At 68.7% G+C, this 22,498-nt stretch carries 20 protein-coding genes; 5 read left to right on the plus strand and 15 right to left on the minus strand.

Annotated elements, in window-relative coordinates; genetic code table 11:
• Positions 1-2: 2 nt before the first annotated feature.
• Positions 3-410, minus strand: a complete 408-nt coding sequence (locus MUU77_RS13350; protein WP_245087775.1) for a MerC domain-containing protein — start codon at positions 408-410, stop codon at positions 3-5.
• 91 nt (positions 411-501) lie between these two features.
• Between MUU77_RS13350 and MUU77_RS13355 the strand changes: the two genes are divergently transcribed.
• From MUU77_RS13355 to MUU77_RS13365, 3 genes are all read left to right on the plus strand, one after another.
• Positions 502-2,667 carry a TonB-dependent receptor gene (locus tag MUU77_RS13355; protein ID WP_245087777.1) on the plus strand — a complete coding sequence of 722 codons (2,166 nt, stop codon included), beginning with the start codon at positions 502-504 and terminating at the stop codon, positions 2,665-2,667.
• A 112-nt stretch (positions 2,668-2,779) separates the two neighbouring features.
• Positions 2,780-3,235, plus strand: a complete 456-nt coding sequence (locus tag MUU77_RS13360) for a helix-turn-helix domain-containing protein (RefSeq protein ID WP_245087779.1) — start codon at positions 2,780-2,782, stop codon at positions 3,233-3,235.
• A complete protein-coding gene (locus tag MUU77_RS13365) occupies positions 3,232-4,464 on the plus strand; it encodes an MFS transporter (protein ID WP_245087781.1) in 1,233 nt (410 codons plus the stop codon). Before MUU77_RS13360 ends, MUU77_RS13365 begins: the two co-directional genes overlap by 4 nt.
• Positions 4,465-4,645: 181 nt before the next feature.
• Here MUU77_RS13365 and MUU77_RS13370 read toward each other — a convergent pair whose 3' ends face one another.
• Complete coding sequence (locus MUU77_RS13370) at positions 4,646-5,134, minus strand: Fur family transcriptional regulator (protein WP_055941408.1); 489 nt, start codon at positions 5,132-5,134, stop codon at positions 4,646-4,648.
• Positions 5,135-5,147: 13 nt separating this feature from the next.
• On the minus strand, positions 5,148-6,554 hold the full coding sequence (gene gltX, locus MUU77_RS13375) for a glutamate--tRNA ligase (RefSeq protein WP_245094497.1): 1,407 nt from the start codon (positions 6,552-6,554) through the stop codon (positions 5,148-5,150).
• Positions 6,555-6,709: 155 nt separating this feature from the next.
• Between gltX and lpxH the strand changes: the two genes are divergently transcribed.
• On the plus strand, positions 6,710-7,450 hold the full coding sequence (gene lpxH / locus MUU77_RS13380) for a UDP-2,3-diacylglucosamine diphosphatase (protein ID WP_245087783.1): 741 nt from the start codon (positions 6,710-6,712) through the stop codon (positions 7,448-7,450).
• Between the two features lie 601 nt (positions 7,451-8,051).
• On the opposite strand, the gene MUU77_RS13385 is transcribed toward lpxH, so the two are convergent.
• From MUU77_RS13385 to MUU77_RS13415, 7 genes are all read right to left on the minus strand, one after another.
• The gene (locus MUU77_RS13385) at positions 8,052-8,876 is read right to left on the minus strand and encodes a ferritin-like domain-containing protein (RefSeq protein WP_245087785.1); all 825 of its coding nucleotides are present in this window, start codon (positions 8,874-8,876) and stop codon (positions 8,052-8,054) included.
• A 15-nt stretch (positions 8,877-8,891) separates the two neighbouring features.
• On the minus strand, positions 8,892-10,361 hold the full coding sequence (purF, locus tag MUU77_RS13390; RefSeq protein ID WP_245087787.1) for an amidophosphoribosyltransferase: 1,470 nt from the start codon (positions 10,359-10,361) through the stop codon (positions 8,892-8,894).
• A gap of 6 nt (positions 10,362-10,367) precedes the next feature.
• Positions 10,368-10,976 (minus strand): CvpA family protein, encoded by a 609-nt coding sequence (locus MUU77_RS13395; protein WP_245087789.1) that lies wholly within the window; start codon positions 10,974-10,976, stop codon positions 10,368-10,370.
• 37 nt (positions 10,977-11,013) lie between these two features.
• Positions 11,014-12,012 (minus strand): SPOR domain-containing protein, encoded by a 999-nt coding sequence (locus MUU77_RS13400; RefSeq protein ID WP_245087791.1) that lies wholly within the window; start codon positions 12,010-12,012, stop codon positions 11,014-11,016.
• 67 nt (positions 12,013-12,079) lie between these two features.
• Positions 12,080-13,351, minus strand: a complete 1,272-nt coding sequence (gene folC, locus MUU77_RS13405; RefSeq protein ID WP_245087793.1) for a bifunctional tetrahydrofolate synthase/dihydrofolate synthase — start codon at positions 13,349-13,351, stop codon at positions 12,080-12,082.
• A gap of 17 nt (positions 13,352-13,368) precedes the next feature.
• Positions 13,369-14,013 carry a histidine phosphatase family protein gene (locus MUU77_RS13410; RefSeq protein WP_245087795.1) on the minus strand — a complete coding sequence of 215 codons (645 nt, stop codon included), beginning with the start codon at positions 14,011-14,013 and terminating at the stop codon, positions 13,369-13,371.
• A gap of 132 nt (positions 14,014-14,145) precedes the next feature.
• Complete coding sequence (locus MUU77_RS13415) at positions 14,146-16,314, minus strand: S46 family peptidase (RefSeq protein WP_245087798.1); 2,169 nt, start codon at positions 16,312-16,314, stop codon at positions 14,146-14,148.
• 180 nt (positions 16,315-16,494) lie between these two features.
• Here MUU77_RS13415 and tdh point away from each other — a divergent pair, with 180 nt between their 5' ends.
• Positions 16,495-17,529, plus strand: coding sequence for an L-threonine 3-dehydrogenase (gene tdh / locus MUU77_RS13420; protein WP_245087801.1), 1,035 nt, complete (start codon positions 16,495-16,497; stop codon positions 17,527-17,529).
• 76 nt (positions 17,530-17,605) lie between these two features.
• Here the strand turns inward: tdh and MUU77_RS13425 are convergent, their stop codons facing one another.
• The 5 genes from MUU77_RS13425 to MUU77_RS13445 form a co-directional block, all read right to left on the minus strand.
• Entirely contained in the window at positions 17,606-18,352 is a 747-nt protein-coding gene (locus MUU77_RS13425) for a TorF family putative porin (RefSeq protein ID WP_245087804.1), read from the minus strand.
• 189 nt (positions 18,353-18,541) lie between these two features.
• On the minus strand, positions 18,542-19,600 hold the full coding sequence (locus tag MUU77_RS13430) for a sulfate ABC transporter ATP-binding protein (RefSeq protein ID WP_245087806.1): 1,059 nt from the start codon (positions 19,598-19,600) through the stop codon (positions 18,542-18,544).
• Positions 19,601-19,609: 9 nt separating this feature from the next.
• On the minus strand, positions 19,610-20,572 hold the full coding sequence (gene cysW / locus MUU77_RS13435) for a sulfate ABC transporter permease subunit CysW (protein ID WP_245087809.1): 963 nt from the start codon (positions 20,570-20,572) through the stop codon (positions 19,610-19,612).
• A gap of 1 nt (position 20,573) precedes the next feature.
• A complete protein-coding gene (gene cysT / locus MUU77_RS13440; protein ID WP_245087812.1) occupies positions 20,574-21,437 on the minus strand; it encodes a sulfate ABC transporter permease subunit CysT in 864 nt (287 codons plus the stop codon).
• Between the two features lie 2 nt (positions 21,438-21,439).
• Complete coding sequence (locus MUU77_RS13445; RefSeq protein ID WP_245087815.1) at positions 21,440-22,456, minus strand: sulfate ABC transporter substrate-binding protein; 1,017 nt, start codon at positions 22,454-22,456, stop codon at positions 21,440-21,442.
• Positions 22,457-22,498: the final 42 nt, after the last annotated feature.

The raw sequence follows: 22,498 nt of genomic DNA on the forward strand, positions 1-22,498 counted from the left end.
GCCTAGTGTGCGCAGCTGGCGTCGTGGACGTGCCAATGATTCAGGCGCAGGTTCAGCAGATGGGCCAGGCCCACCAGCGTGCCGCCCACGGTCATCACGATGGCATGCGGCACCACCGAGGCATGCAGCGGCGGATACAGCACCCCCACCCACAGCGCCGCCAGGCCCGCCAGCAGCATGCCCAGCGCGCGGAACACGCGGTGCCGGCGGTAGCCCCAGATCAGGCTGAAGGCGCCCAGCACCGTGACGAACACCACGAAGATCTCCTCCAGGCTTTCCCCCAGCCACAGCGACAGGCCCAGCGACGGCGCCAGCGCCAACGCCAACGGCACAAGGGCGCAGTGCAGCGCGCAGACCAGGGAGCCGGCGGCGCCCAGACGATCGAGCAGGTGGCGGAACGAAGGCTTCATGGCGGCAAGTATGACTTTCGGGAGGGTTATATTGTTGCTATTGGTATAATATAACATCATTCGTTACCCCCACATGAGTGAATCCGTGCCCATGCTCTCCCCCCGCCGCCCCGCCCCCTGCCTGCTCGCCACCGCCCTGGCCCTGGCCCTGGCCTTGGCCTCGCCTGCCGCCTTCGCCGAGACCGCCAGCGACTCCAAGACCAAGGACCTGGAGGCCGTGGTGGTGACTGCTTCGCCGCTGAAGGGCAATGCGGAGTCCGTCGCCACCCCGGTGGACGTGCTGTACGGCGAAGACCTGGACAAGGCCAAGGCCGGCACCCTCGGCGAGACCGTCGCCAAGCTGCCGGGCGTGCAGACCACCTACTTCGGCACGGGCGTCGGCCGCCCGATCATCCGCGGCCAGGAAGGCCCGCGCGTGCAGGTGCTGTCCGGCGGCATCGGTTCGATGGATGCCTCCACCGTCAGCGCCGACCACGCGGTCAGCATCGAGCCCTTCCTCGCCGACCAGATCGAGGTCCTGAAGGGACCGGCCACCCTGCTGTTCGGCAGCGGCGCCATCGGTGGCGCGGTCAACGTGGTCGACGGACGCCTGGCCGAATCCATTCCCGACCAGCCGCTGAGCGGCCGCGCCGAGGTGCGCGGCAACACCGTCAACGACGAGCGCACCGGCATGTTCCGCCTGGACGGCGTAAGCGGGAACTGGGTGCTGCATGTCGACGGCCTGGTCCGCGACACCGACGACTACGACATCCCCGGCGTCGCCATCCTCCACGACCACGAAGAAGGCGAGGAGCACGAAGAGGAGCCGCAGCCCGACGGCACCCTGCCGAACAGTTCGGTGAAGACCCGCGCGGGCGCGGTCGGCGCGACCTATCTGGGCGATCGCGGCTACTTCGGCCTGGCCGCCAGCACCTACCGCAGCAACTACGGCATCCCCGCCGGCGCCCACGTGCATGGCGAGGAAGACCACGACCACGATGGCGAAGCCGACCACGATGACGAAGCGCACGAGGAAGGCGCCGTGCGCATCGACATGACGCAGAACCGCTTCGACATGAAGGCCGGCGTCTACGAACCGGTCTCGTTCCTGCAGAGCATCAACCTGCGCGCCGCCTGGAACGACTACGAACATGTGGAGCTGGAAGGCGGCGAAGTGGGCACGCGCTTCAGCAACGAGGGCTACGACGCCCGCCTGGAAGCGGTGCAGAAGACGTGGAACGGCTGGCGCGGCGCCTTCGGCCTGCAGTTCGGCAGCACCGATTTCAGCGCGGTGGGCGAAGAGGCGTTCGTGCCGTCCACCGTCACCGACACGCTGGGCCTGTTCGTGGTGCAGGAGAAGGATTTCGGCCCCTGGAAGCTGGAGCTGGGCGGTCGCTACGACCAGGTCAAGCTGAAGCCCGATGACCGCGCGGCCACCGATTTCAGTGCGGTCAACCTGTCGGCCGCCGCCATCTGGCGCCTGAGCGACGGCTTCGACCTGCGCTTCGGGCTGGACCGGTCCGAGCGCGCGCCGACCAACGAGGAACTGTTCGCCGGCGGCACTCACGTGGCCACCCAGTCCATCGAGATCGGCGATGCATCGCTGGATACGGAAAAGGGCGTGCGCGCCGAGATCGGTGCGCACTGGCACACCGACCGCGTCGACCTGAAGCTGGCCGTCTACCAGACCCGGTTCAAGGACTTCATCTACCTCACCGATACCGGCGTGGAAGAAGAAGGCTATCCGGTGCGCCTGTGGACGCAGGACGACGCCACCTTCACCGGCGCCGAGGCCGAAGCGAAGATCCAGTTGGCCGACACCGCCGCCGGCGCCTGGGACCTGCGCCTGTACGGCGATTACGTGCGTGCGGAGCTGGATGGCAGCGGCCTGCGCACCGTGGCCTTCGAGGTGCCGCACGGCGACCACACGCATGGCTACGAGGTCGACATCGCGCAGGGCGGCTACCTGCCCCGCATCTCGCCGATGCGCGTCGGTGCGGACCTGGGCTGGTCGCTGGGCGGCTGGCGCGCCTCGCTGGGCGCGGTGCGCTACAGCAAGCAGGACGACGTGGCGCAGAACGAGGAGCCCAGCGACGGCTACACGCTGGTCGACGCGCACGTGGCCTACCGCTGGGACCGCCCGGCCTCCAGCTGGGAGGTGTTCCTGGACGGCAGCAACCTGACCGACGAGGAAGCCCGGCCGCATACCTCGCTGCTGCGCGACTACGCGCCGCTGCCGGGCCGCGGCGTGGCCTTCGGCATCCGCGCCTACTTCTGATCCAGCGCCGCGTCTCTCCCCCGGGCGGCTGGCCGGCAAGGCAGCCGCCCTTCTTGACGGCCATTATGTGCATATACACATAATGGCCTCACTCCCCTCCCCTGCGACTTCGATGACGCCGCCACCCGGCCCCTCCACGCCCAGCCCGTGCACCTGCTTCCGTCTGCGCCGCGCCAGCCGCCGGATGACGCAGGTGTACGACCATGAACTCGCCCCGGTCGGCCTGAGCCTCAACCAGTACTCCATCCTGCGCCGCAGCGAGCGCGAACCGCGCGTGCTGGGTGAGTTGGCCGACGAACTGGGCATGGACCGCACCACGCTTACCCGCAATCTGTCGCCCCTGGTGGAAGCCGGCCTGGTGGAAGCCGTCCGCGGGCGCGACGCGCGCCAGCGCATGGTCACGGTGACGGCGTCGGGCCGCGACCGGCTGGCCGCGGCCAGACCCCGGTGGCGGCGCGCGCAGGCGGCCATCGACACGATGCTGGGCGAGGCCGGCATCGCCCGGCTGCACCGCGACCTGGACCACCTGGACGAGCTGCTGCGGCACCATCTGGGGCACGCCGCATGAACGCGGCCAGCACCACGCCGCCGCGCATGCACTGGGGCCTGCTGCTCACCGCTGCGGCGACGTTGATGATCACCATGGGCGCGCGCCAGACGACGGGCCTGTTCGTTGCGCCGATCCACCGGGACACCGGCATCGGCATCGCGGCCATCAGCTTCGCGTTGGCGATCGGCCAGTTCACCTGGGGCGCCGTGCAGCCCGTGTTCGGCGCCATCGCCGACAAGCGCGGCTCGACCGGCGTGCTGGTGCTCGGCGCGCTGCTGCTGGCGTTGGGGCTTGCGCTCACGCCGCACCTGACCTCGCCCTGGGGGCTGATGTTCACGCTCGGCGTGCTGACGGCCGCGGGCGCGGGTGCCGGCAGCTTCTCCATCCTGATCGGCGCCACCGCCCAGCAGCTGGCGCCGGAAAAACGCTCGTTCGCCGCCGGCTTCATCAATGCGGGCGGCTCGCTGGGGCAGTTCGTATTCGCGCCGCTGGTGCAGGCCGTCATCGCGTTCGCGGGCTGGGCCAGCGCGATGTACGCGCTGGCGGTCGCCTCGCTGCTGGCGATCCCGCTGGCGCTTCCGCTGCGGAGGAAGGCCACGCCCGTGGCCGCCCCCCACACCGCGACCGCCATCGGCGACATCACGCTGAAGCGACAGCTCGCGGTGGCCCTGCGCGACCGCAGCTACTGGATGCTGCACCTGGGCTTCTTCACCTGCGGTGTGCACATCGCGTTCCTGGTGACCCACCTGCCCGGCGAAATCGCCCTGTGCGGCCTGTCGCCCAGCGTATCGGCCGTATCGATCGCGCTGATCGGCCTGTTCAACGTGGCCGGCAGCCTGGTCGCGGGCGCGCTGGGCCAGCGGATGCGCATGAAATGGATACTCGCGGCGATGTACGCCAGCCGCGCGGTGATGATCGCGCTCTACCTGATGGCACCGCCGACACCGCTGACGTTCTACGTCTTTGCGGCCGCGCTGGGTTTCACCTGGCTGGCGACGGTGCCGCCGACGGCGGGCCTGGTCGGCAAGCTGTTCGGTCCGCGCTACCTGGGTACGCTGTTCGGACTGACCTTGCTGTCGCACCAGATCGGCGGCTTCTTCGGTGCATGGTTGGGCGGCCTGGCGCTGGAACGCTTCGGCGACTACACGTGGATGTGGTACGTCGACATGGCGTTGGCCTTGGTCGCAGCGGCGGCGAACCTGCCGATCCGGGAGCGCTCACCGAGGGCGGTAGCGGCAGCGGCCTGAGAAGCATGTCGATGCGACTGCAGGAGCGACGCAAGTCGCGACCACAAGGCGTCCGTCGCTAGATATCCAAACCGGCTTCGCACACCGTCGGGCGATGGCGCCATCCCCCGCGCGCGACAAGGATTCAATGCGCTGCAGGTCTGCGGTCGCGACTCACGTCGCTCCTACAACAGCTCAACCCTCACGCCGCCGCGCAGCGCGCGCACAACCCATGCACTTCCAGCGTCTGCGCCTGCGGCTGGAAACCCAGCGCCTTGGCGCGCGCATCCAGGGCGGCCACCACGTCGCGGTCTTCCAGCTCCACCGCACTGTGGCAACGGTCGCAGATGAGGAACGGCACCGAGTGTTGCGCGCTGTTGGGGTGATGGCAGGCGACGAAGGCGTTCACCGATTCCAGCTTGTGCACGAAACCGTTGGCCATCAGGAAGTCCAGCGCGCGATACACCGTCGGCGGTGCGTCGGCGCCGACGCCCTTGGTGGCACGCACCCACTCCAGCAGTTCGTACGCCTTCACCGGCTTGCCGGCTTCGGCGATCAGCTGCAGCACGCGCGCGCGGATCGGCGTCAGCCGCAGGCCACGCTCCTGGCACGCATGCTCCACCGCCGCCACGAACGCCTGGGCGTCGTGGACGTGGTGGTGCGGGTCGGTGCAGGCGTGGGCGTTGCTCATAAGCGATCCGGATTCAGGCGGACGTACCGCATTTGATGAGTGCGGCGTCGATGCGTTTCAAGGCTTCCTCACGACCGGCCAGATAGACGGTATGCGAAATGTCGGGGCTGACCTGGGTGCCGGTGATGGCCACGCGCAGCGGCTGCGCCACCTTGCCCATGCCCAGTTCCAGCGCCGTCGCGGCCTGGTGCAGCGCCGCCGACACGCTTTCGGCCGTCCAGTCCGCCAGCGCGGCCAGCTGCTCGCGGGCCTGGGCCAACGGCGCATGGGCGGCGGCCCCCAGATGCTTGGCCACCGCGGCATCGTCGTACACGGCCAGCGGCCGGTACCAGACCAACGCCTTTTCCGCCATTTCCTTCAGCGTCTGCACGCGGTCGCGCAGGGCGACCACCACGTCGGCCGGTGCCGGGCCGGTGGACAGGTCCACGCCCAGCTTCTGCAGCTGGTAGACCAGGTGCGGCGCGACGTCCGCGGGCGCGTCCGTCTTCAGGTAGTGCTGGTTCACCCAGCCGAGCTTGGCCATGTCCAGGCGCGCGGCCTTGGAGTTCACGTCCTTCACCTCGAACAGGTCGATCAGTTCCTGCCGCGTGAACAGTTCCTGGTCGCCGTACGACCAGCCCAGCCGCGCCAGGTAGTTGATCAGCGCGTGCGGCAGGTAGCCCGCGTCCTTGTACTGCATCACGTCGGCCGCACCGGTGCGCTTGGACAGCTTGGCGCCCTGCTCGTCCAGGATCATCGGCATGTGCGCGAACTTGGGCACCGGCGCGCCCAGCGCTTCGTAGATGTTGATCTGGCGCGGGGTGTTGTTGATGTGGTCGTCGCCGCGGATCACCTCGGTGATGCCCATGTCCCAGTCGTCCACCACCACGGCGAAGTTGTACGTGGGGTAGCCGTCCGGACGGAAGATCACCATGTCGTCCAGCTCGCTGTTGGCGATCTCGATGCGGCCCTTGATCAGATCGTCGAAGGCAACCACGCCGTCCAGCGGATTCTTGAAACGGATGACGCGGTTGGGGTCGTCGCGGTACGGCAGGCCCTGCTCGCGTGCGGCGCCGTTGTAGCGCGGCTTCTCCTGCTTGGCCATCGCCGCCTCGCGCATGGCGTCCAGTTCCTCGCGCGTCTCGTAGGCGTAGTAGGCCTTGCCGTCGGCGACCAGCTGTTCGGCCACCTCGCGGTAGCGCTCGACGCGATGGGTCTGGTAGACCGGGCCTTCGTCATAGCCCAGGCCCAGCCAGTCCATCGCCTCCAGGATCGCGTCGATGGCGGCCTGGGTGCTGCGCTCGCGGTCGGTGTCCTCGATGCGCAGGATGAACTCGCCGCCGCGATGGCGCGCTTCCAGCCAGCAGTACAGCGCCGTGCGGGCGCCGCCGATGTGCAGGTAACCGGTGGGACTGGGAGCGAAACGGGTACGGCAGGCCATGGGGAAGCTCATGTGCGGAATCCCGCAATTTTACCGCGCCGCGACGGTTCTGCCGCGCTCCCCGGCCCGAACGCCCCACGCTGCGCCCGCCCGGCGAGTCGCCAGGACGGTCTGTCGATGGAGGAAGCCCGGTGGAGAGGGCTTAGAATCAGTGCATGACCACGCTTTTCATCTCCGACCTGCATCTGGACGCCGAGCGGCCGGCCGTGACCGAACTGTTCGGTGCGTTCATGCAGCGCCAGGCCATGGCAGCCGACGCGCTGTACATCCTCGGCGACCTGTTCGAGGCCTGGGTGGGCGATGACGACCCCTCCGAGACCGGTGCCTATGTCGCGGCCCGCATCCGCGAGGTGGCCGATGCCGGCGTACCGGTGTTCTTCATCCGCGGCAACCGCGATTTCCTGCTGGGCGAAACCTTCGCCCGGCGCGCCGGCATGCGCATCCTGCCGGACCCCGCGGTGGTCATGCTGTACGGCAGGCCGGCGATCCTGATGCACGGCGATCTGCTGTGCACCAGCGACACGGCCTACCAGGCTTTCCGCGCGCAGACACGCCAACCGGCCTGGCAGGCACAGTTCCTGGCGCAGCCGCTGGCCGCACGGCTGGCCTTCGCGGCCCAGGCACGCGCCGCCAGCGCCGCGCACCAGGGCGGCCTGAAGCGGGACGACAAGGCGCAGTTCGAAACCTTGACCGACGTTGCGCCGGAGACCGTGGACGCCACGCTGGCCCGGTTCGGCATCGACACGCTGATCCACGGCCATACCCACCGCCCTGCGATCCACGATCTCTCTGTCGGTGGTCGCGCCTGCCGCCGCATCGTGCTGGGCGACTGGTACGAACAGGGCTCGGTGTTGCGCGTGGAGCCCGATGGGATGGCGCTGGAACAGCTCCGCTAGGAGCGCCCATGGGCGCGATGCTTTGCGCGCGGGTGAGCAAGAGCATCGCGGGCATGGCCCGCTCCTACAACGCTGGTGGCGAGGGGGCGGCCCGTGGGCTCTTCGTGCCGGAAAAGCTCTGGAAGCGCTGTAGGAGCGCCCCATGGGCGCGATGCTTTGCGCACGGGTGGGCAAAGAGCATCGCGGGCATGGGGCGCTCCTACAACGTCGGCGGCGGGGGGGCGGCCCGTGGGCTCTTCGTGCAGGAAAAGCTCTGGAAGCGCTGTAGGAGCGCCCCATGGGCGCGATGCTTTGCGCGCGGGTGGGCGAGAGCATCGCGGGCATGGCCCGCTCCTACAGCGCCGGTGGCGAGGGGCGGCCCGTGGGCTCTTCATGCTGGAAAAGCTCTGGAAACGCTGTAGGAGCGTCCCATGGGCGCGATGCTTTGCGCGCGGGTGGGCAAGAGCATCGCGGGCATGGCCCGCTCCTACAACGCTGGTGGCGAGGGTGCAGCCCGTGGGCTCTTCATGCTGGAAAAGCTCTGGAAGCGCTGTAGGAGCGCCCCATGGGCGCGATGCTTTTGCGCGCGGGTGGGCGAGAGCATCGCGGGCATGGCCCGCTCCTACGGCGCTGGCGGCAAGGGGGCGGGCTGGGGGGCTTCCAGGGCGGCCAGCTCGTCCTCGTCGAAGCCGGCCAACAGCCGCGCCTGGATGTTGAACGGGCCGTGCAGGTAGCCGCCGGCATATTGCTTCAGCAACTCGCGGAAACGCGCGCGCGGCTCGACGCCGCGCCGCTCGCAGTACCACCGGTACCAGCGCGAACCCGCCGCCACGTGCGCGACTTCCTCGCGGAGGATGAGGTCCAGGATCGCGACGGTGGCCTCGTCGCCCAGCTCGCGCAGCTTCACGATCATGCCGGGCGTCACGTCCAGCCCACGCGCTTCCAGCACGCGCGGCACCAGCGCCATCCGCGCCAGGCCATCGTGCGCGGTCTTCTCGGTCATTTCCCACAGGCCGTTGTGCGCGTCGAAGTCGCCGTAGTCGTGGCCGAGTTCGCGCAGGCGGTCGCGCAGCAGCACGAAATGGCGCGATTCGTCGTGCGCCACCTGCACCCAGTCGGCGTAGAACGCCGTCGGCAGCCCGCGGAAGCGGTACACCGCATCCCACGCCAGATCGATGGCGTTGAGCTCGATGTGCGCGATGGCGTGGATGAAGGCGGCGCGGCCCTGCACGCTGCCCAGTCCGCGGCGGGGCAGGTCGCGCGGGTGCACCAGCGCCGGCTTCGCCGGGCGACCGGGCATGCGGATCGGATCCGGTGCCGGCGCATCGTCGGGAGCCTGCAGTTCGCCGCGCCGGAACGCGTCCGCATAGCGCCGGGTCAGTCCGACCTTCTCATCCACATCGGCCGCCGCCAGGCAGGCGCGCGCGGCCTCGAACAGCGTGGCCATGCGGTGCCTGCCGGATCAGCCGACGCGGCGCTTGCGCTTGGCCTCGTCCGAGCGCATCTGCTCGATGCGCTCGAAATAACCGGGCTCGATGCCGGTGACGTACTGGCCGTCGAAGCAGGACGAATCGAAGCGCGGCAGGTTCGGGTTGCCCTCGCGCACGGCGGCCTCCAGGTCTTCCAGGTCCTGGTAGATCAGCCAGTCGCAGCCGAGCAGTTTCTCGATCTCTTCCACGCTGCGACCGTGCGCCACCAGTTCGTCGGCCGCCGGCATGTCGATGCCGTAGATGTTGGGGTGGCGCACCGGCGGCGCGGCGCTGGCCAGGTAGACCTTGCGCGCACCGGCATCGCGCGCCATCTGCACGATCTGCTTGGAGGTGGTGCCGCGCACGATGGAGTCGTCCACCAGCAGCACCACGCGGTTGCGGAATTCCAGGTTGATCGGGTTCAGCTTGCGGCGCACCGACTTCACCCGCTCGCCCTGCCCCGGCATGATGAACGTGCGGCCCACGTAGCGGTTCTTGATGAAGCCTTCCCGGTACTTCACGCCCAGCACGTTGGAGATTTCCAGGGCCGCGTCGCGCGAGGTGTCCGGGATGGGGATGATGGTGTCGATGTCGTGGTCCGGACGCAGGCGCAGGATCTTCTCGCCCAGCTTCACGCCCATGCGCATGCGCGCCTTGTGCACCGAGACGTTGTCGATCATCGAGTCCGGACGCGCGAAGTACACGTACTCGAAGATGCAGGGCGCATGCTCCTGCGGCTCGGCGACGGTCTCGCTGAACAGTTCGCCCCGCGCGGTGATGACGATGGCCTCGCCCGGCTGCACGTCGCGCATGCGGGTGAAGCCCAGGATGTCCAGCGCTGCGGATTCGGAGGCGACGATGTACTCGGTGCCTTCGCTGTGTTCGCGCTTGCCCAGCACCAGCGGACGGATGCCGTGCGGATCGCGGAACGCCACCAGGCCCAGGCCCAGCACCACGCTGACGACGGCATAGCCACCCTTCACGCGCCGATGCACGCCGGCCACGGCGCGGATGGCGGTCTCGGGACTGAGCGTGCGCTGCAGGTCCAGTTCGTGGGCGAACACGTTCAGCAGCACTTCGCTGTCCGAGTCGGTGTTGATGTTGCGGCGGTCCTGCGCGAACACGTCCTGGCGCAGCGCATCGGTGTTGATCAGGTTGCCGTTGTGCGCCAGCGCGATGCCGTACGGCGAGTTCACGTAGAACGGCTGCGCTTCGTCCATGCCTTCGGAACCGGCGGTGGGATAGCGGCAGTGGGCGATGCCCACGCGCCCTTCCAGCACGCTCATGGCCTTGGCGTTGAACACGTCCCGCACCAGCCCGTTGTCCTTGTGCACGCGCAGGCGCGTGCCGTCGGCGGTGGCGATGCCGGCGGCGTCCTGGCCGCGGTGCTGGAGGACGGTCAGCCCGTCATAAAGCTGGCCGGCAACGTTCTGGTTGCCGACGATTCCGACGATGCCGCACATGGTGACCTACTCCGGTTTCGACTCGGGCGAAGCTGCAGGGGGGACGCGCTCCTGCGGGGCGCCGGATTCGTCCAGCGGCAGGGGCAAGGGGTGCAGGCGCGCATTATCGCCCGCCGGAACGCCGTTGCCAAAGTCCAGTTCCTGCACGGTCCATTCCGGCAACCCGCGTGAAAGCCACTGCGCGCCCGGCAGCAGCACCGGCACGACGGAGGAACGTTTCCATTCAGGTTCACGCGGCAGATCGGTGAAGGCCGCCAGCAACAGTACGACGCAGGCGATGAGCGCACCACGCGCCAGTCCGAGCACCAGGCCCAGCATCCGGTCCACGCCCGACAGCCCGACCGAGGTGACCATCTTGCGCACCAGCCAGCCCGTCACGCCCACCACCACCATGACCACGACGAAGCTGAGCGCGTAGCCGCCCAGCAGGTCGGCCGATCCCGGCGGACCGTCATCGGAAAGCCAGGCGGCGACTTCGCCGCCGTAGTGGAACGCCACCCACCCGGCCAGCAACCAGGCCAGGACCGAAGCGAGCGCCCCGATGAAGCCGCGCATCAGCCCGAACAGCGTCGAGACGCCGATGATGGCGAGCAGGGTCAGATCGAGCGCACTCACGCGGCACGCCCTCCGGCCACGGCGACGGGGGCCGGCATCAAGGGTGCGGACGCACCATGCCGTCGATGCCGACCTTCGCGGCCACCTGGGTCTTCAGGCGATCGGCCTCGGCACGGTCGGCCACCGGTCCCACGCGCACGCGGCTGAGCGTGCCCTTGTCGGTGCGCACCTGCTCGACGAAGGCGCTGAAGCCGGCGGCGCGCACCCGGTCGCGCAGGGCATTCGCATCACCCGCATTGGAGAACGCACCCAGTTGCACGGCATAGCCCACGCCGGAGGCGGCGGGCGTGGACGGCGCTGCCGGTTTGGGGGCGGGCGCGGCAGGCCGGGTGACCGGGGTGGCCGGCTTCGTCTCGGCGGCGACCGGCTTGGTTTCGGTGGGCGCGGGCCTGGTCACCGGCTTGGCCGGCTCGGGCGGGAGCGCCTGGGTGGTCACGGCCGGCGTGGACGGCGTGGCGGTCGCGATGGAGGGCGCCGGTGCCGGCACGGGCGTGCCAGCGGGTGCCGCCGCGTCCAGCGTGACCACCTGCGCGTTGACGTCGCCGCGCACCTTGATCGCATCCAGCCGCGCCGCCTCGGCCTGCGCACGATCCGCGTACGGTCCGACCCGCACGCGGAATGCCGGCTTGCCGTTGATGGTGGCGGGTTCGACGAAGCCGGGCAGCCTGGCCTGCTTCACGCGGGCCAATACGGCGTCCGCATCGGCCTGGGTGGCATAGGCGCCGAAGCTGACGGCGAAATCGCCGCCTGCTGTCGCCGGCGGCTGCAGCGCGCCTTCGGCGGGCGCCGGTTCGGCAGCAGGCGCAGCCCCCTGACCGTCCAGTCCGACCGCGCCCTTGGCCGGCGCACTGCCGGGCGTGACCAGGGGCAACTCGCGCGTTTCGTATTCGCCACCGGGCGCAGCGGGCACCTCGAGCGGCACGTCGGACACGCCACTGTCGGGTGCCGGTCCCTTGACCAGCATGGGAAGGAAGATGACGGCCAGCGCGACCAGCACGACGGCGCCGATCAGGCGCTGTTTCAGGGCGGTATCCATCCAGGTCCAGGGCAGAGGCGGCGGGAATGCCGCGGCGATTATACGGCGCGGCTCCCGCCGCTCCCCGTCATCGACCTGAATGCAGCGCCTGCAGCGCGGCGGCCACGGCAAGGAACGAACCGAACACCAGCACGCGGTCGCCGTCACGCGCAGCGGCCAATGCGGCCGCCAAGGCGTCTTCCACGCGCCGATGGCGGGCCGCCCGCGCGGCGACGGTTCCCTCGAGCCGGGCGGCGAGCTGATCGGCGGACTGCGCCCGCGGCCCCGCATCCAGCCCCGCCAGATGCCATTGCAATGGCATGCCCGCGAACGCGTCCACGACGGACCTCACGTCCTTGTCGGCCAGCGCCGCGAACACGACATGCGTCTGGCCCGCGGCAGGATGCGCCTGCAGCCACGCGGCCAACTCGCGTGCCGCCTGCGGGTTGTGGCCGACGTCGAGCACCACGTCCACCTGGCCCTGCGACACGCGTTGCAAGCGCCCCGGGAGCGTGGCACGGGCCACGCCCTGCGCGAAGGCCTCGTCGGGAATCGCCTCGCCCGGCAGCGCGCGCAATGCGGCGATCGCGCTGGCAGCGTTCGCCCGTTGGGCCGGGGCCGACAGCACGGGCATCGGCAACACCAGTTCCGCGCCGACTTCACGCCAGCGCCAGTGACCACTGTCGATGGGCTCGTGGAAGAAGTCGCTGCCCAGCCTGAGCGCGTTCGCGCCGATGGCGTAGGCATGGCGCAGCACGCTGGAAGGCGAGTCCACTTCCCCCAGCACCAGCGGCTTCCAGGCACGGGCGATACCGGCCTTCTCGGCGCCGATGACCTCGCGGTCCGCACCCAGCCAGTCGGTGTGGTCGATATCGACCGTGGTGATCACGGCCACATCGGCATCGACCAGGTTCACGGCATCCAGCCGTCCTCCCAGGCCGACTTCCAGCACCGCCAGGTCCAGGCCCGCGCGTTCGAAAAGCCACAGCGCGGCCAACGTGCCGAATTCGAAATACGTCAGCGGCGTGTCGCCGCGCGCGGCTTCGACCGCTTCGAACGCCGCCACCAGCGACGCGTCATCGGCTTCGGCGCCATTGATGCGCACGCGTTCGTTGTAGCGCAGCAGGTGCGGCGAGGTGTAGGCGCCCACCTTCCAGCCCGCGGCGCGCGCGATGGCCTCGATGAAGGCCACGGTGGAGCCCTTGCCGTTGGTGCCGCCGACGGTGATCACGCGCACGGCCGGCCTGCCCAGCGCCATCCGCGCGGCGACATCGCGCACGCGCTCCAGGCCCATGTCGATGGACTTGGGGTGCTGCTGCTCGATGTAGGCCAGCCACTGCGGAAGATCGGTAAGCGCCATGCGGGCCCTCGACGGCGTTACAGCGCCCGGTGCTTGGCTTCGCCGAAGAACGGGGTGTGGTGCGCGCAGTCGTTCAGGCGCACGACTTCCAGTTGCTCCACCGAGGGACCTTCCAGCAGGTTGAGCGTGGTGGGCGCCTGGCGGAACGTCCACAGCCGGGCGATCGGCAGGCCCAGGATGCGGCACAGCAGGACGCGGTTGACGGCGTCGTGGGCGACCACCAGCAACGTGTCGTCCTCGCCCAGGCCTTCCGTTGCACGCGCCAGGCCGCGCCAGGAACGGTCCAGCACCTGGCGCAGCGATTCGCCGCCCGGCATCAGCACGTTTTCGGGCTCCTCCCGCCAGGCCAGCAGGCGGGCCGGGTCCTTCTGCTGGATCTCGCTGGCCAACAGCCCTTCCCATTCGCCGTGGGCGATCTCCTGCAGGTCGGCATCGGTCTGCAGCATGTCGGCACGCGCGTCGCCCAGGGCCAGCCGCGCCGTCAGCTGCGCACGCGACAGCGGCGACGCCACCGCGCGGTCGATGCGCACATCCTTGAGGCGCTGGCCCAGCGCAGTCGCCTGACCCTCGCCGACCGGCGAAAGCGGGATGTCGATCTGGCCCTGGTAGCGGCCTTCGGCGTTCCAGGGCGTTTCGCCGTGGCGGGCAAGCAGGATGCGCATGCGTGGTGATGTCCGTTGGAGGTGGGCCGGCGTGGCTTCCATACGCCGGAAACGAAGACGGGAGCGGATGATAACCGCTCCCGTCCGGTCTTCGCCGACGGCCCGCGGGCCATCAGACCAATTGGCGACCGCTCATTTGCCGACGTTCATTTCCTTCAGCAGCTGCGGCGCCGGATAGACCTCCTGCATGATCCAGCGCAGGTAGCGGCCATCGACGGCGATCATCCGGGTCATCTTCGGATCGAACACCCAGTTGGAGCTGACCGATTCCCAGTTGCCGTCGAAGGCCAGGCCCACCAGCTTGCCGTGCGCATCGAGCACGGGCGAACCGGAGTTGCCGCCGGTGATGTCCAGGTCGGACAGGTAGTTCACCGGCACCGACCCGATGCGCTTGTCCTCCAGGCCGCCATAACGCTTGGCGGCCACGGCGTCGAGCAGCGCCTTGGGCGAATCGAACGGGTCCTGTCCGGTTTCCTTGGCCACCACGCCTTCCAGCGTGGTGAACGGGGTGTACTCCACGCCATCCTTCGGCGCGTAGCCCATCACGTTGCCGAAGGTGATGCGCAGCGACAGGTTGGCATCGGGGTAGACGAACTCGCCCTGGCTCTTCTTGTAGTCGGCCAGCGCCTGCAGGTAGAGCGGGCGCGCGGCCAGGTTCTCGCCGGCACGCGTCTTGCGCTCCTGCTCCAGCTTGAGCAGCGTGGGCATCACCGCCACCGCGTACTGGATGGCCGGATCGCTGCTGGCCTCGAACGCCTTGCGGTCGGCGGCGAACCACTTCAGCCGTTCCTCCGTGCTGCCGAGCCGGGTACCGGCCAGCCGGTCGAGCGCGCGCTTCACCGCCGCGGCGTCGTTGCCGCCCAGCCAGGTATCGAGGGCGGCCACGCGCTGATTGGCGGGCAGCTTGATGTATTCGTTCAGCCAGTACTCCTGCAACTGGCGGTCCATCGCCGCGACGTAGCGGCGCTCGAGTTGCTTCAGGCCGCCTTCGATGGCCGGCAGGTCGCGGTCCTGGTAGCCGGATTCGCGTTCGGCATTGGGCTTCTCGCGTTCGATCGACAGGCGGTACAGCTGCGTGGCGGCCCCCAGCATCGCGGTGTTGTTGAACAGCGCCAGGGTCAGGTCGCGATCGCGCGTGGCCTTGCTCTGCTCCAGCAGGTCGAGCAGTTTGGCATGCGCGTCCAGCGCCGGCTGGCCCTGGGCGCCCTGCCCCTTCAGCCAGCCCAGCACGGCGGCCTCCTCGCGCCGCTTCTGGCCGGCGGCGTCGATGCGCTTGAAGCCCTCAAGCTGGCCGTCGTAGTTCTTGCTGGTGTTGTTCCAGCCGGCCATCGTGGCGGCGTACTTCACCTGGATGTCGGCATCCTGCTTGCCGGCGGCCTGCACCATCGCGATCTGGTTCTTGTAGTGGCGCGCGATGGTCGGATAGGTCCACTGCGCGGTGTTGTCGAACTCGGCCGCCAGCGCGTAGCGGTTGGTCGAACCCGGATAACCGGCCACCATGACGAAATCCCCCGCGCCCAGCGGCTGGTCGGCGAATTTCAGCCAGTGCTTCGGCTGGTACGGCACGTTGTCCTTGGAGAACGCAGCCGGCTTGCCGTCCTTGCCCACGTAGGCGCGGTAGAACGCGAAGTCGCCGGTGTGGCGCGGCCACATCCAGTTGTCGATGTCGCCGCCGAACTTGCCGACACTGCCCGGAGGCGCGTACGCCAGGCGGACGTCCTTGATCTCCAGGTTCTTGAAGAGGCGATAGGTATTGCCACCGGAGAAGCTGTACAGGCGGCAACGGAAACCGGCCTCGGCCTCGCAGTCGGCGATCAGCTTCTTCTCGAAGGCCTCCAGCGCTTTGGTGCGCGCCAGCGCATCGTCGCCGGCGGAGGCGATGGCCGCCTTCGCCTCCTTCGTCACGTCGGTGATCTCGTCCAGCACGAACACGCGCGCGTTCGGGCCCGCGCTGACCTCGTCGCCGGTCGTGGACGCGTTGAAGCCGTTCTTGATGAGGTTGTTCTCGGCCGTGGAGTTCAGCTGGATGGCGCCATAGGCGCAGTGGTGGTTGGTGACCACCAGACCGTTGGGCGACACGAAGCTGGCGGTGCAGCCGCCCAGGGCGACGACCGCGCCCATCGGGTCGCCGGTCAGGTCGGAGATCTGCTGCGGCGACAGCTTCAGGCCGGCCTTCTTCAGCGGCCCGGCGATCTCGGGCAGTTGCTGCGGTACCCACATGCCCTCGCCCGCCAGGGCGGCCTGGGTGGCGAACAGGGACAGCGGGACCGCGATGGCGGCGGCGAGCAGGTTCGGACGCATGGAAACCCCGTGACGGACAGGAAAGTCCCGATTGTAATGAACCTGTCACCGCGGCCGCCCATGACTTTCGTCCTGCCCGCCCGCGCCCCATGCCATCCCGGGCTGTCAAGGCGCCCTGCAACAGGGCCGCTCCGGGCCGGGGCGTATAATCCGCGCCCTCTTTACTTGGATCGACGTCCGATGGCACAGACGATGAAGGCGCTGGTCAAGCGCGAAGCCGGCAAGGGCATCTGGATGGAGGAACTCCCCGTCCCGCAGCCCGGCCCGAACGAAGTGCTGATCAAGCTGGAGAAGACCGCCATCTGCGGCACCGACCTGCACATCTACCTGTGGGACGAGTGGAGCCAGCGCACCATCAAGCCCGGGCTGACCATCGGCCACGAGTTCGTGGGACGCATCGCGCAGCTCGGCTCCGCGGTGACCGGCTACGACGTGGGCCAGCGCGTGTCGGCCGAAGGCCACATCGTCTGCGGCCACTGCCGCAACTGCCGTGGCGGCCGCCAGCACCTGTGCCCGAATACCGTCGGCATCGGGGTGAACGTCAACGGCGCTTTCGCCGAATACATGGTGATGCCGGCCAGCAACCTGTGGCCCATCCCGGACCAGATCCCCAGCGAACTGGCGGCGTTCTTCGACCCTTACGGCAACGCGGCGCACTGCGCGCTGGAATTCGACGTGGTCGGCGAGGACGTGCTGATCACCGGTGCAGGCCCCATCGGCATCATCGCCGCCGGCATCTGCAAGCACATCGGCGCGCGCAACGTGGTGGTCACCGACGTCAACGACTTCCGCCTGAAGCTGGCCGCCGACATGGGCGCGACCCGCGTGGTCAACGTGGCCAACCAGTCGCTCAAGGACGTGATGGCCGACCTGCACATGGAAGGCTTCGACGTGGGCCTGGAGATGAGCGGCAATCCGCGCGCCTTCAACGACATGCTGGACTGCATGTACCACGGCGGCAAGATCGCCCTGCTCGGCATCCTGCCCAAGGGCGCCGGCGTGGACTGGGACCGCATCATCTTCAAGGGCCTCACCGTGCAGGGCATCTACGGCCGCAGGATGTACGAGACCTGGTACAAGATGACCCAGCTGGTGCTGAGCGGTTTCCCGCTGGGCAAGGTGCTGACCCACCAGCTGCCCATCGACGACTTCCAGAAGGGCTTCGACCTGATGGAACAGGGCAAGGCCGGCAAGGTGGTGTTGAGCTGGAACTGAGGCCTTCGCGGCAACGGTGAAAAAAAAAAAGGGCGCCTTGCGGCGCCCTTTCCTGTGCTGCGCATCGAGCGCCGTATCAGGGCACCGCGACCGCGATCGTGAACACCAGGCCGGGCTTGTAGATGTCGGAGCCACGGCGCAGTTCGGAGGCGTCCGAGCCGAACGTGTCGTAATAGCCCAGCGTCGCGGTCGCCGGACCGAAGCCCTTCGACACGGTGATGGCGCCATCGTAGAAATCGGCGCGCCCGTCGCTGCCGGCGTCGATGGAGGTATAGCCGGTCGAAGCGCCCACCGAGAAACCGGACTCGCCGATGTCGTAGCTCGCCGAAACACCAGCGTAGGTTTCCTCGGCCCCGCTGTTGCTGTAGTCGTCGGCGTAGGCCAGCGTACCGGCCACAGTCACCGGACCGCTCCACGTGACCTTGGCGATGTACTCGTTGTAGTCGATGTCGCCGTAGCCGGCGGAAGACCCTTCATAGGTGTAGCGGGTCACGCCGAGATCGAGATTCCAGGCATCGCTGAGGTCCTTGTTCCAGCCGACGAAGTAGTCGACTTCATAGTCGGGACCGCCGTCGCCGAAGTCCACGTTCGACGCCCACACGCCGGCATACAGGCCGAACGGCGCGGAGTAACTCGCGCCCGCCTGGAACGCCGGTTCGTTGTCGGTCTGGGAGACGCCGCGGAACACGTAGTCCGACGTCACCGCAAAGGTCGCACTGAAGGGCGAGGATGCTTCTTCCTCGGCCTCCTGGGCGAAGGCGGACATCGGCAGCGAAAGCAGCAGGGCGGTGGCGAGGGCGGTAGCGAGCTTGACGGGCTTCATCCGGATTCTCCTTGGTCGAGTGATCGTGGGGCAGGCGAAGCGCGTGGAACGTCGTACGACCGTCATCACCACTTCACTATTTTTTAACTGCGCTTGGATAGTGCGACGCAGCAATCACTCACGTCAAGCCCCCGCCGGACGAGCGGAAAATTGGTTTCTTTTCTAATTAATTCAGCAGCTTAGGCCGCATCACACTGGTGCCGTTTCACCATTCAGGGGAAACCAGCCGTACCGTTTTGGTGCCAAACGAATCGCCTGGCCGAGGCCCGTGGCGGCGCCCTCATGGTCCGAGGGCAGCTCGATCTCCACTTCGTCCCCCACTTCCAGCCGCGCGCGCAACCGCAGCCGCGGCCCGTTGCGCTGCGCGCCGATGATCGTCGCCGGCCAGCCGGTCCCGTCATCGACCAGGCGCAGGTCTTCCGGGCGCACGAACACCTCGGCCCGGCCCTGCCCGCACGCGTCCCGCACCGCCAGCGGCAAGCCTGCCGCATGCAGGGCGCCGGATTCCCAACGCGCCGGCAATCGGTTCACGGCGCCGACGAAGGAATAGACGAAGGGCGACGCAGGGGCGTCGTAGGCGTCCGCAGGACTGCCCAGTTGCTCGATGCGGCCACGATGGAGGATGGCGACGCGATCCGCCAGTTCCAGCGCCTCTTCCTGGTCGTGGGTAACGAAGACCGTGGTCAGGCCGGTGCGGTCGTGCAGTTCACGCAGCCATCGGCGCAGGTCGCGGCGCACCTGCGCGTCGAGTGCGCCGAACGGTTCGTCCAGCAACAGCACGCGCGGCTCGATGGCCAGGGCACGGGCGAGCGCCACGCGCTGGCGTTGCCCCCCCGACAACTGGGCCGGATAGCGTCCGCCCAGTCCATCGAGTTGCACCAGCGAGAGCAGTTCGGCCACGCGGGCGCGGATCGCCGCATCGGCCAGGCGCTGCTTGCCACGCCGCACGCGCAAGCCGAAGGCGATGTTCTCGTCGACCGTCAGGTGGCGGAACAGCGCGTAGTGCTGGAAGACGAAGCCCGCGCGCCGGGCCTGGACGCTCAGCGAGGTGGCGTCCTCGCCCTCGAACAGCACGCGCCCGCCATCGGCCTGTTCCAGGCCCGCGATCACGCGCAACAGCGTGGTCTTGCCGGAACCGGAGGGACCCAGCAGCGCCAGCAGTTCGCCCGGGCGGATCTCGAGGGTGACATCGTCCAGCGCAGTGAACGTACCGAACCGCTTCTGCAGGTGCTCGATCTTGATGCTCATGGCGTCGTCTCAGTGCCGATGGTTGGCCGCCAGCGCTTCGCCGTGCCGCCATTCGAGCCAGGTCTTCAGCCCCAGCGTCAGCAGCGCGGTGAGCGCCAGCAGCGAGGCCGCCGCGAAGGCGGCGCTGTAGGCGTACTCGTTGTAGAGGATCTCCACATGCAGCGGCAGCGTGTTGGTGCGGCCGCGGATATGGCCCGACACCACGGAGACCGCACCGAATTCGCCGAGGGCGCGGGCGCTGCACAGCAGTACGCCGTACAGCAGCGCCCACCGGATGTTCGGCAGGGTCACCCGCCAGAACGTCTGCCATCCATTTGCGCCCAGGCTCAGTGCGGCGAGTTCTTCGTCGGTGCCTTGCTGCTCCATCAGCGGCATCAGCTCGCGCGCGATGAAGGGGAACGTCACGAAAGTCGTCGCCAGCACGATGCCCGGCAGCGCGAAGATGATCTTCGGCAGTTGCAGGTGCCATGGGCCCAGCAGGGGCAACGACAGGCGCCAGCCCTCGTCCACCAGTGCATAGGCCCAGCCTTGCGCACCGAAGATCAGCACGTAGATCAGGCCGGCGACCACGGGCGACACGGCGAACGGCAGGTCGATCAGCGTCACCAGCCAGCGCTTGCCGCGGAACTCATGCTTGCTGACCGCCCAGGCCGCCGCCACGCCGAACACCAGGTTGAGCGGCACGACCATGCCGGTGACCAGCAGCGTCAGCTCCACCGCGGCCAGCGCATCGGCCTCGCTGACCGCGGCGAGGAAGGCGCCCCATCCGCCGCGCAGCGCTTCCACGAACACCAACGCCAACGGCAACAGCAGGAACGCGAGCAGGAAGCCCAATGCACCGAGGACCAGCAGCACCCGTACCCAGGCGGGCTCGCTGGTGGCGGCATGGCGACGCGGCGGAGCGGATGCGCGGGGCTTCACGGATACGGACTCCGGTGGCAAGGCGATCACGGCCGAAAGGGCGTCGCCCATGTCAGCCTCCTGCCCGCTTGCCGGTGCGCTGCAACCGGGCCTGCAGCGTGTTGATCACCAGCAACAGCGCGAAGGACAACAACAGCATTGCGGCGGCGATGGCGGTGGCGCCTTGGTAGTCGAACTCTTCCAGCTTGATGGTGATCAGCAGCGGTGCGATCTCGGACACGCCGGGCAGGTTGCCGGCGATGAAGATCACCGAGCCGTACTCGCCCACGCCGCGTGCGAACGCCAGCGCGAAGCCCGCGAGCACGGCCGGCCACAGGGCCGGCAGCACCACGTGCCGCACGGTCTGCCAACGGCTGGCACCCAGCGTCGCCGCCGCTTCCTCCAGCTCTGTTTCGACTTCCGCCAGCACCGGCTGCACCACGCGCACCACGAACGGCAGGCCGATGAAGACCAGCGCCACCGTGATGCCCAGCGGCGTATAGGCCACCTTGATGCCCGCCGCTTCCAGCCATTGGCCGAGCCAACCGGTCGGTCCGTACAGCGCCGTCAGCGCGATGCCGGCCACCGCGGTCGGCAGCGCGAACGGCAGGTCGATCATGGCGTCGAACACGCGCTTGCCCGGGAAGCGGTAGCGCACGAACACCCACGCCACCAGCGTACCCATCACCGCATTGAAGGCGGCCGCCGCCAGCGCGGTGGCGAAACTGACGCGCAAGGCGGCGAGCACGCGCGGCTCGGTCCAGATCGACCACAGGCCCGCCAGGCCCAGGCCGCTCGCCTTGAAGAACACGCCTGCCAGCGGAATCAGCACGATCAGGCCCAGCCACAGCAGCGTATAGCCGAGGCTGAGGCCGAACCCGGGAATGATGCGCCGCGTGCGCGTCCGTCCCGGCAACGTGGGCGCCGCCACCGCCATGGCTATTTCGCCTGGATCTGGTCGAACACGCCGCCGTCGGCGAAATGCGTGGCCTGCGCCTTCGCCCACGAACCGAAAACGCCGTTGATGGTCACCAACTCAAGTTTCGGGAAGCGGGCGACATCCTGGGGCGCGGCGTACTGCGGATAGCGCGGACGGTAGTAGTGCTTGGCCGCGAGCCGCTGCCCGGTCGGCGAGTACAGGTACTTCAGGTAGGCCTGCGCGACCTCACGGGTGCCATGCTTGTCCACGTTGCGGTCCACCAGTGTGACCGGCGGCTCGGCCAGGATCGACAGGGACGGCACGACGATGTCGAACTTGTCCGGCCCCAGTTCCTCGATCGACAGGAAGGCCTCGTTTTCCCACGCCAGCAGCACGTCGCCGATGCCGCGCTGGACGAAGGTGGTGGTGGAGCCGCGGGCGCCCGTATCCAGCACCGGTACGTTGCGGAACAGGGCCCGCACGAAGTTGCGCGTCCTGGCTTCGTCTCCCTTGAAGATCTTCAGGCCGTAGGCCCATGCGGCGAGGTAGTTCCAGCGCGCGCCGCCCGAGGTCTTCGGATTGGGCGTGATGACCGAGATGCCCGGCTTCACCAGGTCGTGCCAGTCGCGGATCTTCTTCGGGTTGCCCTTGCGCACCAGGAACACGATGGTCGAGGTGTACGGCGCGCTGTTCTCGGGCAGGCGCGATTGCCAGTTCGCCGGGAGCAGCTTGGCGCGCCGGGAGATCGAGTCGATGTCGTAGGCCAGCGCCAGGGTCATCACATCGGCCTCGAGACCGTCGATGACCGAGCGGGCCTGCTTGCCGGAACCGCCGTGCGAGGTCTCGATGCCGACCTTCTGGCCCCGGGTCTTCTGCCAGTCGGCGGCGAAGGCGGCGTTGAACTCGCGGTAGAACTCGCGCGTCGGGTCATACGACACGTTCAGCAGGGTGATGTCCCGGGCCAGCGCGGCAGACGCCCATGCCAGGCCGCATCCAAGCAGGACAGCGCGTGCGCGGTGCGAGAGGGATCTCTTCATGCAGCATCCGGGGGGGTGGCGATCGGGACCCGGGACTGCCGG

The sequence above is a fragment of the Pseudoxanthomonas sp. F37 genome (genome assembly GCF_022965755.1).
Classification (GTDB): Bacteria; Pseudomonadota; Gammaproteobacteria; order Xanthomonadales; family Xanthomonadaceae; genus Pseudoxanthomonas_A.